The following is a 13,007-nucleotide window of genomic DNA, read 5'->3' as shown; positions in this document are numbered from 1 at the left end:
TCCGCCGTCATTGCGAGGAGCCCTTGCGACGAAGCAATCCAGGCGCCTCTGCGGAAAGATTCTGGATTGCTTCGCTGCGCTCGCAATGACGTGGATAGGCCGTTCAGCCTCTCACGCGCCCGCCAGTGCCTTCGCGATCGCGCGCAGATCCTGCCAGGCCAGCCGCTTATAGGACGGCGAGCGCAGCAGGTAGGCCGGGTGGAAGGTCGGCAGCGCGCGAATGGTGCGCTGGCCGGTGTCGTAGCCGAACCAGCGCCCGCGCGTGCGCATGATGCCTTCGCGCGTCGATAGCAGCGTCTGCGTCGAGGGATTGCCGAGCGTCACCAGCACGTCGGGGTTCACCAGCTCGATATGGCGCTGGATGAAAGGCAGACAGATCTGCGTCTCCTGCGGCGTCGGCGTGCGGTTGCCCGGTGGCCGCCAGGGGATGACGTTGGTGATGTAGGCCGTGGTGCGGTTGAGGCCTATCGCGCCGATCATGAGATCGAGCAGCTTGCCGCTGCGTCCGACAAATGGCAGTCCCTCGATGTCCTCGTCACGGCCCGGCGCTTCGCCGACGAACATGATGCGCGCCTGTGGATTGCCGTCGGCGAAGACCAGCCGCGTCGCGGTGTGCTTGAGCGCGCAGCCCTCGAAGTTTTGCATCAGCTCGCGTAGCGCCTCGAGCGTCGGTGCGGTGCGCGCGGCCTCGCGTGCCGAAGCAATCGCGACGTCGGGCGCGGGAGCGGCCTCGCCGCGCAGCACCGCCGGCGCGGCGACAGGCCGCGGTGCCTCGACCGGCGCCGCCCGCGGGGGCGGCGGCGGGGCTTCTAATTCCGCCAGGCGGTCGATCGGTTCCTCGTTGAGTGCGCAGTCGACACCGGCCTCCAGATAGAAGGCGAGAAGCTCTCGGACGGTGGGTGCGGGCTCTGGGATCATTTGGAAAGTCAGACTATTAGTTCATCTTAAGGCGCCTTGCATCCCAGCGGAACGCATTTCCGTGGTTGTCCTACCCGGAAAAATCGGAAACAAGGGGGCGCAAATGACAAGGAACCGTCTCAAGGGCTGAGATCAGATGAGCACCGAAGAACTTCCCCCGCGCGAATCCATGGAATTCGACGTCGTCATCGTCGGCGCCGGCCCCTCGGGCTTGGCTGCGGCGATTCGGCTGAAGCAGATCAATGCCGATCTCAATGTCGTCGTGGTGGAGAAGGGCTCCGAGGTCGGTGCGCACATTCTCTCCGGCGCCGTGATCGATCCGGCCGGGCTCGACAGGCTGATCCCGGACTGGCGCGAAGACCCTGATTGCTCTCTCAAGACCCAGGTCAAGGACGATCGTTTCTTCTGGTTCACCGAGACCAGCTCGTTCAAGATCCCGAACTTCATCATGCCGCCGCTGATGGACAACCATCACTGCTACATCGGTTCGCTCGGCAATGTCTGCCGCTGGCTGGCGCGCAAAGCCGAGGCGCTCGGCGTCGAGATCTATCCGGGTTTCGCTGCCGCCGAGGTGCTCTATGACGACAAGGGCGCGGTGAAGGGCATCGCTACGGGCGACATGGGCATCGGCCGCGACGGCAAACCGAAGGACTCCTTCACCCGCGGCATGGAGCTGCTCGGCAAATACACGCTGTTTGCTGAAGGCGCGCGCGGCAGCCTGTCGAAACAATTGATCGCGAAGTTCGCGCTCGATGCCAAGAGCGAGCCGCCGAAATTTGGCATCGGCCTCAAGGAGGTCTGGCAGATCGATCCGGCTAAGCACCAGAAGGGCCTGGTGCAGCACGCCGTCGGCTGGCCACTCAACAATGACACCGGTGGTGGTCTGTTCTTCTATCACTACGACGAGAACTTGGTGTCGATCGGCTTCGTCGTCCACCTCAACTACGACGATCCTTATCTCTCGCCGTTCGACGAATTCCAGCGCGTCAAGAACCATCCCGCGGTGCGCGCAACGCTCGAAGGCGGCAAACGCCTGGCTTATGGCGCGCGCGCCATCACCGAAGGCGGCTACCAGTCGGTGCCGAAGCTCAGCTTCCCCGGCGGCGCGTTGATCGGCTGTGCGGCGGGCTTCGTCAACGTTCCCCGCATCAAGGGCGTGCACAATGCGATGGGCACCGGCATGCTCGCAGCAGAGCACGTTGCGTCGGCACTGGGCGCCGGCCGTGCCAATGACGAACTGATCGAATACGAGAACGCATGGCGCGATTCCGTCGTCGGCAAGGACCTCTACCCCGTCCGCAACGCCAAACCGCTGTTGTCCAAGTTTGGCACCTTCATCGGAGCCGGGCTCGGCATCTTCGACATGTGGTGCAACACGCTGTTCGGTGCCTCGTTGTTCGGTACCCAGTCGCATGCCAAGCCCGATCGCGCGACGCTCGATCCGGCCAGGCAGCACGCGCCCAAGAACTATCCGAAGCCGGACGGCAAGATCTCGTTCGACAAGCTGTCCTCGGTGTTCCTGTCCAACACCAACCACGAGGAGGATCAGCCGGTCCATCTCAAGGTGGCCGACATGAACCTGCAAAAGACCTCGGAGCATGACGTCTTCGCGGGGCCGTCGAATCGCTATTGCCCGGCCGGCGTCTATGAGTGGGTCGAGGAGGGTGCCAGCCCGCGCTACCAGATCAACGCCCAGAACTGCGTCCACTGCAAAACCTGCGACGTCAAGGACCCGAACGGCAACATCACCTGGGTTCCGCCCGAGGGCGGCGGCGGACCGAACTACGAGGCGATGTGAGGGCCCGCCGGACGGCCAAATCGGCCCGAAGGGTGATGGCGCGCACGTTCGCGTGAGATCGGGAGCCCCACGGGTGCTCCCGGTCACGATAAGGCCATAGTACCGGCGTCTTGGGCTCTCCTGTACGGTTACTTGGCCGATTTGGGGCGTGCGGCGGGGATCGCCCGGTCCGAATCCTTGCGGTGAAGCGCCAAAAGCGGCATTGTCCGGACCGACGGTTCCGGGTCCCGATGTCGCCGGCCGCGTTCGTGCGCGAGACGGCCGTTTGCTCCAAACCCAGGCACTACCAACTCAAGGCGAGCCCTGATGTTTTCAAATCGTTTCAACCGCTGGACTGCTGCTGCCATCGCCCTTGCCGGCTCTGTGATCGTGGCGGTCCCGGGCGGGGTGCTGGCGCAGACGCCGGACCATCCGGCCGACACGGCGGCGCAGTTTCCGACCCGAAACGATTTGAAGTCGCTGACCACCGCCGGCAGCTATCTCGCCGCCCGTCACGCCAGCGTCGAGCGTGACGCGACCTCGGCCGCCGCCTTCTACCGCTCCGCGCTGCGGACCGACCCCAAGAACAACGAACTGCTCGACCGCGCCTTCATCTCCTCGGTCGACGACGGCGACATCGAGGAAGCGGTCAAGCTCGCCGAGCGCATCCTCGCCATCGACAAGACCAATCGCATCGCGCGCCTCGTGGTCGGCGTCCATGATCTGAAGCTGAAGAAATATCCGAGCGCGCAGAACAACATCAACCAGTCGGTTCGCGGGCCGATCACCGATCTCGTCGCGACGCTGCTGTCCGGCTGGGCCGCCTATGGCGCCGGCGATGCCAAGGGCGCGGTTGCAACCATCGACAAGCTGGCGGGACCGGAATGGTACCCGCTGTTCAAGGACCTGCACGCCGGCATGATCCTCGAGAATGCCGGCAAGGAGAAGGACGCCGGCGTCCGCTTCGAGCGAGCCTACAAGCTCGACGATTCCATGCTGCGCGTCAGCGAAGCCTATGCGCGCTGGCTGTCGCGCAACAAGGACGCCGCCTCGGCGACCGCAATCTATGAAGCTTTCGACAAGAAGCTCGCCCGCCATCCACTGATCGTCGAAGGGCTGCGCGAGACCAAGGCTGGCAAGAAGATGCCGTCGCTGGTCGATTCCGCGCAGGCCGGTGCGGCAGAGGCGCTTTACGGCATCGGCGCGACGCTGACCCGCCGCGGCGGCGAGGACCTCGCGCTCGTCTATCTCCAGCTCGCGCTCTATCTCCAGCCCACCCATCCGCTGGCCCTGCTCTCGCTCGCAGATCTCTATGAATCGGTGAAGCGGCCGCAAATGGCGATCAAGATCTATGAGCGCGTGCCGTCCAGCTCGCCCTTGAAGCGCAATGCGCAGATCCAGCTCGCCATTGACCTGGATTCCGCCGACCGCAGCGACGAGGCGATCAAGATCCTCAAGGGCGTGACCTCCGAGGACCCCAAGGATCTCGAAGCCATCATGGCGCTCGGCAACCTCGAGCGCGGCCGCAAGAAGTTCGGCGACTGCGGTGCGACCTATTCGCGCGGCATCGACGTGCTGCCGGCAGGCAACGATAAGGCCAACAGTGTCTGGTACTATTACCGCGGCATTTGCGAAGAGCGCTCCAAGGAGTGGGCCAAGGCCGAAGCCGACATGAAGAAGGCGCTCGAGCTCCAGCCCGACCAGCCGCACGTCCTGAACTACCTTGGCTATTCATGGATCGACCAGGGCGTGAATCTCGACGAGGGCATGAAGATGATCAAGCGTGCCGTCGAGCAGCGCCCCGACGACGGCTACATCGTCGACTCCCTCGGCTGGGCCTATTATCGCATCGGCAATTACGAAGAGGCGGTGAAGAATCTCGAGCGCGCGATCGATCTCAAGCCCGAGGATCCCACCATCAACGATCATCTCGGCGACGCCTATTGGCGCGTCGGCCGCAAGCTGGAGGCCAAATTCCAGTGGGCGCATGCCCGCGACCTGAAGCCCGAGCCGGATGATCTGCCGAAGATCGAGGCCAAGATCGCCAACGGCATGAGCGACGACGCCTCGAACTCTTCGGCCGCGCAGGCGGACAAGAAGAAGGACGACGACAAGGGCGGCTAAGGTTGCGTTGAGGGGGCATCGCCAATGTCGGCGCTGGTTGAAGAAGGGCGCGCGAAGGTCAATTTGAGCCTTCGCGTGATCGGCCGTCGTGCCGACGGCTATCATGATCTCGAAAGTGTGGTTGCGTTCGCCGACTGCGCCGACCGGCTCACGCTGGAGCCGGGCGGCGAGCTCAGGCTTGCGACCACGGGGCCGCTCGCGGCGGCCTGCGGCGACACGTCGGACAATCTCGTCTTCAAGGCGGCGAAGCTCCTGGCCGATGCCGTGCCAAACCTGAAGCTCGGGGCCTTCGCGCTCGACAAGGTCTTGCCGGTTGCTGCCGGGATCGGTGGCGGCTCGGCTGACGCAGCGGCGGCGCTGCGCTTGCTGGCGCGTCTCAACAATCTGGCGCTCGACGATCCCCGCCTTCAGAAGGTCGCGCTGGCGACGGGCGCCGACGTGCCGGTATGCCTGCTCTCGCGCGCCTGCGACATGACCGGCGTCGGCGAGCAGTTGCTGCCGCTGGCATTGCCGAGCATGCCCTGCGTGATGGTCAATCCGCGCGTGCCTGTTGCCACCAAGGACGTGTTCCAGGCGCTGGGCCTGCGCAATGGTGAGCTCCTGGTCGGCGCGACCGATGTCATCGAGGCTCCGGCCTGGCCCGAGGAGGGCGCTTCGATCGCCGACTGGGTCGACGTGCTCGAAACCGTCGCCAACGACCTCGAAGCACCCGCACTGCGCATTGAACCGGTGATCGGCGAGGTGCTGGAGGCGCTTCGCGAATCCAACGGCGTCAAGCTCGCGCGGATGTCCGGCTCCGGCGCGACCTGCTTTGCGATCTACGCGGCGCCGGCGGACGCGCATGCCGCCGCCGAGAAGATCCGCAGGGATCACCCTGGTTGGTGGGTGCATGCGGGGACGTTGAGCTAGGTATTTTCTCCGCGAGGGTCGGTAGCTGAGCTAGTCGATGCTTTCCAACCCTAGAAAATGTCGGATCTCTCCGAGCACCTCTTCTGGCTTGTCGTGCTGCAGCCAGTGCCCGGCGCCTGCGATGGTTGCGATACGCGCCTGCTGGAAATAACGCTCCAGGCCCGCTGCCTTTGCACCTGCCAGGAAGCTTTCGCCGGCGTTCAGCAGCAGCGTCGGACAGGCAATGCGCGACCACAGCGCGACGTGATCGTCCGGCCACAGCCGGTGCGGCGCCGACGCGCGCTGGTAGGGATCGAACTTCCAGCTATAGGTGCCGTCCGCGTTCTGCCGCGCGCCATGCGTGGCGAGGTGCAGCGCGAGGTCGCGAGACAGCCGCTTATTGTGCCGCATCATCTGCGCGGCGGCGTCCTCGAGCGTCGCATAGCGGCGCGGCGTGCGATCGTGCAGCTTGTCGAGCTGACCGACCCATTTGCCGATGCGCTCATGCACCGGCGGCTTCGGTGCATCGGGCAACATCGTGACACCGTCGAGGACGACGAGCTTCGAGACCAGCTCGGGGAAGGACCCCGAAAAGATCAGGCTGACCATGCCCCCCATCGAATGGCCGATGAGCGTCACCTGAGGCGCCGCGATGGCTCGGACGAGCTGGGTGAGATCGTAGACATATTCGGTCAGCGCGTAGCTGCCGCCGTGGGTCCAGTCGGAATCGCCGTGGCCGCGCAGGTCGGGTGCGATGACGTGGAAATGCGGCTGCAGCGAGCGGGCGATGGCGTCCCAACTCCGGCAATGATCGCGGCCGCCGTGAACCAGAAGAAGAGGCGGCGCACTCTGGTTGCCCCAATCAACATAGTGCAGCCGCAGACCGTGCGATTCATAGAAGCGGCTTTGGGGAAGGAGCATCGCGAGCGATCCGCTATCCATTCGCCGGTCGCCGCGCCAGTGCAAGCGACAGGCCGAGGCCTGCGATGAAGACGCCGGAGCCCTGCGTGAGGCGCCGCACCAGATGCGGCCGTCCGATCAGCTGCGTGCGTGTCGCCGATGCCATCAGCACCACGACGACATCGGCGAAGGTGTTCAGCGCCACCGAGATCGCGCCCAACATGATGAATTGCAGCGTGGGGTGTGATCCCGCGGGATCGAGGAATTGCGGAATGAAGGCGAGGAAAAACGCCGCGGTCTTCGGGTTCAGGGCTTCGACCAGCACGCCGTCACGGAAGGCGCGCTTATCGCCGATGGGCTCGCTCTCCACCGGCGGTACGCGGCTGGCGCGACGAAAAGTCATGATGCCAAGCCAGACCAGATAGAGTGCGCCGACGAATTTGATTGCGGCAAACAGCTCGGCGCTGGCGAGGATGATCGCGGAGACGCCGAGGCTGCCCGCGACCACATGGGCCAGTCCGCCCAGCGCGGTACCTGCGGTCGAGGCAAAACCACTCGCGCGTCCTTCCGACAAGGTGCGCGCCGCGACGTAGAAGATGCCGGGGCCGGGAATGGCGGCGATGAGAAATGCCGCGGCAAGGAATAGCCAGAAATTCGTTTCGGTCATCCTGCTTTGGTAGCGATGCCCGGCGTGATTGCAAGGCCCTGTATCTAGGTCATCCGGCGGAAGATCACGCTGGCGTTCACACCGCCGAAGCCGAAGCCGTTGGAGATGGCGTTGAGCATCGGCATCGGCCGCGCGCCGCCCGCGACGATGTCGATGCCCTCGGCGTTCGCGTCGGGATTGTCCAGATTGAGCGTCGGCGGCGCAATCTGGTCGCGCAAGGCGAGGATGGTGAAGATCGCCTCGAGCCCTCCGGCGGCGCCGAGCAGATGGCCGGTGGCCGATTTGGTCGCGCTCACCGCGATCGTCTTGCTGCGGCCGAACAGGGCACCGATCGCGCCGAGCTCGCTCTCGTCGCCGGCGGGTGTCGAGGTCGCATGCGCATTCAGGTGCTGCAGATCGGCGGGCGCCAGGCTCGCTTGCCGCAGCGCGATCTCCATGGCGCGGCGGGCGCCCTCGCCATCCGGTGGACCTGATGTCATGTGATAGGCGTCGGCCGTCGTGCCATAGCCGACGATCTCCGCGACCGGAATCGCGCCGCGGGCCAGCGCATGTTCCAGCTCCTCGACCACCAGAATGCCGGCGCCTTCGCCCATCACGAAACCGTCGCGGTCGCGATCGAACGGACGCGAGGCCCGGGCGGGCTCGTCATTGAAGCCGCTCGACAGCGCGCGGGCCGCGGCGAAACCGCCGAGGCTGACGAGATCGATGCAGGCTTCCGCGCCGCCGCAGATTGCGACATCGGCCTCGCCGATGCGGATCATGCGCGCGGCATCGCCGATCGCCTGGACGCCGGCGGCGCACGCCGTGACCGGCGTGCCCAGCGCGCCCTTGTAGCCGTACTGGATCGAGACATGGCCGGCGGCCAGATTGGCGAGGAACGAGGGAATCGTGAACGGCGACAGCCGGCGCGCGCCGCGCTGCTCGGTGATGCGCACGGCCTCCGCCATCGCCGGGAAGCCGCCGACGCCGGAGGCGATGATCGTTGCGGTTCGCTCCAGCGAGGCTGCATCCTGCGGCGCCCATTTGGCCTGTGCGACGGCCTCCGCGGCGGCCAGCAGCGCGAACAGGATGAAGCGGTCCATCTTGCGCTGGTCTTTCGGCGCGGCAGCCTCCGCCGGATCGAAGCCGCCATCCGCATCGTCCGCCTTGTCGGGCACGAGGCCGGCGATGCGCGCAGGCAGCGCCTGCGCCCATTCGGGCAGCGGGCGTAGCCCGCTTTGCCCCGCGAGCAGCCGCCGCCAGGATAGCTCGGCACCGCAGCCAAGCGGCGACACCGCGCCCATTCCCGTCACGACGATACGACGCATGTCAGTCTCCAGCCGGCGCGGTGGCCGGGTTCATGGCCTTGAGCGAGGCGAGCCGCCGCCGCATCAGGCGGCTCGCGGCGGGGCCTGCGATCACGACCGCATTGGCGAGCGTGATCGGTTGCCTGTCGGCGGCGTCGACCACGACCGGTTCGAGCGGCCGACGATCGTCCCGGTTCGCCAAGAGAATGGATTGCCCCTTCGGCGCGAGGTGCTTGTTGCCCCAGGCCAGCAGCGTCGCGATCACGGGGAAGAAGTCCCGCGCCTTGTCCGTCAGCACATATTCGTAACGCGGCGGCCGCTCCTGGTAGCGGCGGCGGACGAACATGCCGGTCTTGGTGAGATGGGCAAGACGCCGCGACAGGATGTTCGGCGCGATCGAGAGATTGCGCTCGAACTCGTCAAACCGCGTCGAGCCCTGCAACGCATCCCGCAGGATCAAAATGCTCCACCACTCGCCAACCGTCTCCACGGCGCGGCCGACCGGGCATTCCTGGATCGAGGGCAATTTGGGCTGCATGGCCAGAAGGTAGGGTAGTAACTTGCAAAATGCAAGTTACTACTTGTGCGGCTTGGGTTGTCGATGGAAGTAGCGTGATCTTTCAGAAGATGCGGCGCGCACCAATCCAACACCGTCACCCTGAGGTGCTCGCCTCTTCGGCGAGCCTCGAAGGGCGACGGCCCGGCTGCATCTCGGCCGTGTATCTTTCGAGGCTCCCGGCGCGATGCTTGGCATCGCGCCACTCGCACCTCAGGATGACGGGGTCAATTGCAGCGCAAAATGGAAGGTGCGTTGGACCCGAACGTGCAGCCTAATGCGACCGTGCCAGGCAGAACGCCACGACCTGCTCCAGCGCGCTCTTCATGGGCGAGGAGGGGAACAGCGCCAGCGCGTCGACCGCCATGGCGCCGTAGTGCTGGGCGCGGCTCAGCGTGTCCTCGAGCGCGCGGTGCTTGTTCATCAGGCCGATGGCGTGGTCGAGATCGGCGTCGCCGATCTCGCCGCGCTCGAGCGCCTTGATCCAGAAGGCGCGCTCGGTGTCGTTGCCGCGGCGGAAGGCGAGCACGACCGGAAGCGTGATCTTGCCCTCGCGGAAATCGTCGCCGGTGTTCTTGCCGAGTTTTGCACTCTTGCCGCCATAGTCGAGCAGGTCATCGACGAGCTGGAAGGCGATGCCGAGATTCATGCCGACCGAGCGGCAGGCGGTCTGCTCGGCCTTCGGGCGGTTGGCGATCACAGGGCCGACCTCGCAAGCGGCGGCGAACAGCTCGGCGGTCTTGCCGCGGATCACGGCGAGATATTCGTCCTCGGTGGTCGCGGTATTCTTGGCCGCGGCGAGCTGCATCACCTCGCCTTCGGCGATGGTGGCGGCCGCCGCGGAGAGAATGTCGAGCGCGCGCAGCGAGCCGACCTCGACCATCATGCGGAAGGCTTGTCCCAGCAGGAAGTCGCCGACCAGCACGCTCGCCTCGTTGCCCCAGAGCATGCGCGCCGACAGCTTGCCGCGACGCATCTCGCTCTCGTCGACGACGTCGTCGTGGAGCAGCGTTGCGGTGTGCATGAACTCGACGCTGGCCGCGAGCTTGATGTGGCCGTCGCCGGTGTAACCGGCAAGGTTGGCCATGGCGAGCGTCAGCATCGGCCGCAGCCGCTTGCCGCCGGAGGAGATCAAATGGTTGGCGACCTCCGGGATCATGGTCACATCGGACCCGGTCCGCGACAGGATCGTGGCGTTGACGCGCTCCATATCAGGAGCGACAAGGGCAACCAGCTCTTCGATCGACGCGCCGGGGGTTTCGAAAGGTACGATGACGGCCACGCCGGTCTCCAATATTTGCCCCGAAGGGGCTATTCTGATGGAAAGACAATAGAAACTGGACGGGGATGCGGCAAGGCCTGTGGAACCATTGACATTTGCCGCTCACCCGCTTTCTGGCAGGAGGCCCGCTTTGCGAGAACTGGTTCGGACCAATGATATCGTGCTGGTGTCGGCGATCGGCGCGCTGCTCGACGGCGCCAACATCCATCATCTGGTGCTGGACCAGAACATGAGCATCATCGAGGGGTCGCTCGGCGTCCTGCCGCGGCGAATCCTGGTCCATGAGGACGATGCCCGCGAGGCCCGGCAGCTCCTGACCGAGGCTGGGCTGAGCCACGAACTGCGCGGCGATGATTGACGTCGTCACAGATCTCACTCAGGACGCCTTTCTGGGCGGCCAGCTGCTGCTCACGCAGAAGCGATCCGGCCACCGCGCCGGTCACGACGCCATCTTGCTTGCGGCAGCGACCGAGGCCAGCAAAGGCGACCGCGTGGTCGATCTCGGCGCCGGCATCGGCGCGGCTGGGCTGGCGCTGGCCCGGCGCGTGGCCGGGATCGATCTCTGTCTCGTCGAGATCGATCCGGAACTGGCCGAACTCGCGCGCGCCAACGCCGCCACCAATGCGATTGCCACTGATGTGATCGTGCTCGACATCACGGATGACGCGCAGGCTTTCGCGGCACATGGGCTCGGGCCCGACAGCGCCGATTGTGTGATGATGAACCCGCCCTTCAACGATCCCGCCCGACATCGCGGCTCGCCCGATCAGGCCCGTCACACCGCCCATGTTGCGACCGAGGAGACGCTGCATGCGTGGGTGCATGCAGCGCGGCGTATTCTCCGATCGAACGGCGTGCTGACTTTGATCTGGCGCGCGGATGGTATGGCGGAGGTTTTGGCAGCGCTGTCACGCGGCTTCGGCAGCGTGTCGATCCTGCCGGTTCATGGCGAGGCGGGAAGGCCTGCGATCCGCGTGCTGGTCCGCGCCGTGAAGGGCGGCCGGGCGCCGATGCGATTGCTGCCGGGCCTTATGCTTAACGATGAGTCACGCGTGCCCAAAAAAGAGGTGCGGAATATTCTGGAAGGGAGAGCGGTCTTGCCGCTGGCGGGGCCGTGACAGCTTACTGGGGAAGCGATTCCGACTGCTGTTCTTGCGGGGACGTAAAGCGAATCGCCGTGAAAAGCGCGCCGATCAGCATCAACAGCAGATAGATCTTCATGTCATTTCCTCCGCTGCCTTATTGCAGCTTCCCAACGGGCATTCTGCAAAACACGTTCCAGGCACCTTCAATGACAGTCGCGTGATAAGAATAGGTTAATCAGGAGTAACGGCATGGCCGAACAATTGAACGATCGCGGGAGTTCCGGCCTGGCCGACAAGCTCATGCAATATCTGCCGGCGCGCTTCCGCCCCGGTGCGGCGGTGGTGCCGGTGGTGCGGCTGTCGGGCGTGATCGGCGCGGTGACGCCGCTGCGTCCGGGCATGACGCTTGCCGGCGTCGCACGGGTGCTGGAGCGGGCCTTCTCGATGCGGAACGCCAAGGCGGTGGCGCTGGTGATCAATTCGCCCGGCGGCTCGCCGGTGCAGTCGCGCCAGATCTATCTGCGCATCAAGCAGCTCGCGGCGGAGAAGAAGCTGCCCGTGCTGGTGTTCGTCGAGGACGTCGCGGCCTCCGGCGGCTACATGATCGCCTGCGCCGGCGATGAGATCTTCTGCGATCCGTCCTCGATCCTCGGCTCGATCGGCGTGGTCGGCGGCAGCTTCGGCTTCCAGGAGGCGATCAAGCGGCTCGGCATCGAGCGGCGGCTCTACACGGCAGGCGCCCACAAGGCGATGCTCGATCCTTTCCTGCCCGAAAATCCCGACGACGTTGCCAAGCTGAAGGCGCTCCAGCGCGAGATCCACCAGATCTTCATCGCGCTGGTGAAGGAGAGCCGCGGCGCGAGACTGAAGGGCGCCGACGACACCCTGTTCACCGGCGAATACTGGGCCGGCGAGACCTCGATCGCGCTCGGGCTTGCCGACGGCATCGGCGATCTCCGCTCAACTCTTCGTGCCCGCTATGGCGAGAAGGTTCTCACCCCTGTGATCGCGCAGCCGTCCGGGCTGCTGTCCGGCCTGTTGGGGCGGAAATCGCCCGGCGCGGGGCAGCTTTCGGCCATGGAATCAATGGCCGGTCTGCCCGACGAGCTGATCTCGGCGGTTGAGACGCGGGCGATCTGGGCGAAATTCGGGTTCTAGGCGGCGCCCCGCCCGCGCCATTTGGTCCGAGCTGAGCCAATTGCGGCGCAGCCCGGACTGCGCGATTATGCGTGTGGGGGCTGAGCATGAGACAAGGATCGACCGATGCCGCCGTTCGTCGCATTCGCGGGCGTCCTGGGCGGGCTTGCCGTGGTCCGCTGGGCCTACAAGACCGCCATCAGGATCAACGAAGAGCTCGAGGAGATGCGCCTCTCGCGCGTCGCCGAAGCCGCCCACATGGGGAATATCCAGACGCTGAAGCGTGACCCCGTGACCGGAGCGTACCGGCCGGGTTAGGCCAGTCGCCGTTCGTCATGGCCGGGCTTGTCCCGGGCATCCACGTCTTGCCTTGCCGCGGGAAGAACG

Annotated in this window: 13 protein-coding genes; 7 read left to right on the top strand and 6 right to left on the bottom strand. The window is 65.5% G+C overall.

Features of this window, described 5'->3' with window-relative positions; translation table 11 throughout:
• Positions 1 to 111: 111 nt before the first annotated feature.
• The gene (locus G8O24_RS38735) at positions 112 to 918 is read right to left on the bottom strand and encodes a uracil-DNA glycosylase (protein WP_188107772.1); all 807 of its coding nucleotides are present in this window, start codon (positions 916 to 918) and stop codon (positions 112 to 114) included.
• Positions 919 to 1,054: 136 nt separating this feature from the next.
• Between G8O24_RS38735 and G8O24_RS38730 the strand changes: the two genes are divergently transcribed.
• The 3 genes from G8O24_RS38730 (at position 1,055) to G8O24_RS38720 (ending at position 5,728) form a co-directional block, all read left to right on the top strand.
• Positions 1,055 to 2,716: an electron transfer flavoprotein-ubiquinone oxidoreductase gene (locus G8O24_RS38730; RefSeq protein WP_188107771.1), complete on the top strand. Its 1,662-nt coding sequence runs from the start codon at positions 1,055 to 1,057 to the stop codon at positions 2,714 to 2,716.
• Between the two features lie 306 nt (positions 2,717 to 3,022).
• Entirely contained in the window at positions 3,023 to 4,819 is a 1,797-nt protein-coding gene (locus G8O24_RS38725; RefSeq protein ID WP_188107770.1) for a tetratricopeptide repeat protein, read from the top strand.
• A 24-nt stretch (positions 4,820 to 4,843) separates the two neighbouring features.
• Complete coding sequence (locus G8O24_RS38720) at positions 4,844 to 5,728, top strand: 4-(cytidine 5'-diphospho)-2-C-methyl-D-erythritol kinase (protein ID WP_188107769.1); 885 nt, start codon at positions 4,844 to 4,846, stop codon at positions 5,726 to 5,728.
• Between the two features lie 30 nt (positions 5,729 to 5,758).
• Here G8O24_RS38720 and G8O24_RS38715 read toward each other — a convergent pair whose 3' ends face one another.
• The 5 genes from G8O24_RS38715 to G8O24_RS38695 form a co-directional block, all read right to left on the bottom strand.
• Complete coding sequence (locus tag G8O24_RS38715) at positions 5,759 to 6,628, bottom strand: alpha/beta fold hydrolase (protein WP_188107768.1); 870 nt, start codon at positions 6,626 to 6,628, stop codon at positions 5,759 to 5,761.
• A 13-nt stretch (positions 6,629 to 6,641) separates the two neighbouring features.
• Complete coding sequence (locus G8O24_RS38710) at positions 6,642 to 7,274, bottom strand: LysE family translocator (protein WP_188107767.1); 633 nt, start codon at positions 7,272 to 7,274, stop codon at positions 6,642 to 6,644.
• A gap of 44 nt (positions 7,275 to 7,318) precedes the next feature.
• Entirely contained in the window at positions 7,319 to 8,581 is a 1,263-nt protein-coding gene (gene fabF, locus G8O24_RS38705) for a beta-ketoacyl-ACP synthase II (protein ID WP_188107766.1), read from the bottom strand.
• Between the two features lies 1 nt (position 8,582).
• Positions 8,583 to 9,098 (bottom strand): winged helix-turn-helix transcriptional regulator, encoded by a 516-nt coding sequence (locus G8O24_RS38700; protein WP_188107765.1) that lies wholly within the window; start codon positions 9,096 to 9,098, stop codon positions 8,583 to 8,585.
• A 292-nt stretch (positions 9,099 to 9,390) separates the two neighbouring features.
• Complete coding sequence (locus G8O24_RS38695; protein ID WP_188107764.1) at positions 9,391 to 10,398, bottom strand: polyprenyl synthetase family protein; 1,008 nt, start codon at positions 10,396 to 10,398, stop codon at positions 9,391 to 9,393.
• A gap of 130 nt (positions 10,399 to 10,528) precedes the next feature.
• Between G8O24_RS38695 and G8O24_RS38690 the strand changes: the two genes are divergently transcribed.
• The 4 genes from G8O24_RS38690 (at position 10,529) to G8O24_RS38675 (ending at position 12,938) form a co-directional block, all read left to right on the top strand.
• Complete coding sequence (locus G8O24_RS38690) at positions 10,529 to 10,756, top strand: putative signal transducing protein (protein WP_188107763.1); 228 nt, start codon at positions 10,529 to 10,531, stop codon at positions 10,754 to 10,756.
• On the top strand, positions 10,749 to 11,516 hold the full coding sequence (locus tag G8O24_RS38685; protein ID WP_188107762.1) for a tRNA1(Val) (adenine(37)-N6)-methyltransferase: 768 nt from the start codon (positions 10,749 to 10,751) through the stop codon (positions 11,514 to 11,516). Before G8O24_RS38690 ends, G8O24_RS38685 begins: the two co-directional genes overlap by 8 nt.
• Positions 11,517 to 11,732: 216 nt before the next feature.
• Positions 11,733 to 12,641: a S49 family peptidase gene (locus G8O24_RS38680; RefSeq protein ID WP_188107761.1), complete on the top strand. Its 909-nt coding sequence runs from the start codon at positions 11,733 to 11,735 to the stop codon at positions 12,639 to 12,641.
• 105 nt (positions 12,642 to 12,746) lie between these two features.
• Positions 12,747 to 12,938 carry a hypothetical protein gene (locus G8O24_RS38675; RefSeq protein WP_188107760.1) on the top strand — a complete coding sequence of 64 codons (192 nt, stop codon included), beginning with the start codon at positions 12,747 to 12,749 and terminating at the stop codon, positions 12,936 to 12,938.
• The last annotated feature ends 69 nt before the right edge of the window (positions 12,939 to 13,007 follow it).

Origin of the sequence: Bradyrhizobium campsiandrae, assembly GCF_014529705.1 — a bacterium.
GTDB lineage: Bacteria > Pseudomonadota > Alphaproteobacteria > Rhizobiales > Xanthobacteraceae > Bradyrhizobium > Bradyrhizobium campsiandrae.
Note: the sequence above shows the minus strand (reverse complement) of the source record. Positions and strands in the feature narration are given on the sequence as shown.

Coding starts and splice junctions, on each gene's coding strand:
- G8O24_RS38715 (WP_188107768.1), bottom strand. CDS start 6,628: ATGCTCCTTCCCCAAAGCCGCTTCTATGAATCGCACGGTCTGCGGCTG.
- G8O24_RS38680 (WP_188107761.1), top strand. CDS start 11,733: ATGGCCGAACAATTGAACGATCGCGGGAGTTCCGGCCTGGCCGACAAG.
- G8O24_RS38675 (WP_188107760.1), top strand. CDS start 12,747: ATGCCGCCGTTCGTCGCATTCGCGGGCGTCCTGGGCGGGCTTGCCGTG.
- G8O24_RS38725 (WP_188107770.1), top strand. CDS start 3,023: ATGTTTTCAAATCGTTTCAACCGCTGGACTGCTGCTGCCATCGCCCTT.
- G8O24_RS38685 (WP_188107762.1), top strand. CDS start 10,749: ATGATTGACGTCGTCACAGATCTCACTCAGGACGCCTTTCTGGGCGGC.
- G8O24_RS38730 (WP_188107771.1), top strand. CDS start 1,055: ATGAGCACCGAAGAACTTCCCCCGCGCGAATCCATGGAATTCGACGTC.
- G8O24_RS38710 (WP_188107767.1), bottom strand. CDS start 7,274: ATGACCGAAACGAATTTCTGGCTATTCCTTGCCGCGGCATTTCTCATC.
- fabF (WP_188107766.1), bottom strand. CDS start 8,581: ATGCGTCGTATCGTCGTGACGGGAATGGGCGCGGTGTCGCCGCTTGGC.
- G8O24_RS38720 (WP_188107769.1), top strand. CDS start 4,844: ATGTCGGCGCTGGTTGAAGAAGGGCGCGCGAAGGTCAATTTGAGCCTT.
- G8O24_RS38700 (WP_188107765.1), bottom strand. CDS start 9,098: ATGCAGCCCAAATTGCCCTCGATCCAGGAATGCCCGGTCGGCCGCGCC.
- G8O24_RS38735 (WP_188107772.1), bottom strand. CDS start 918: ATGATCCCAGAGCCCGCACCCACCGTCCGAGAGCTTCTCGCCTTCTAT.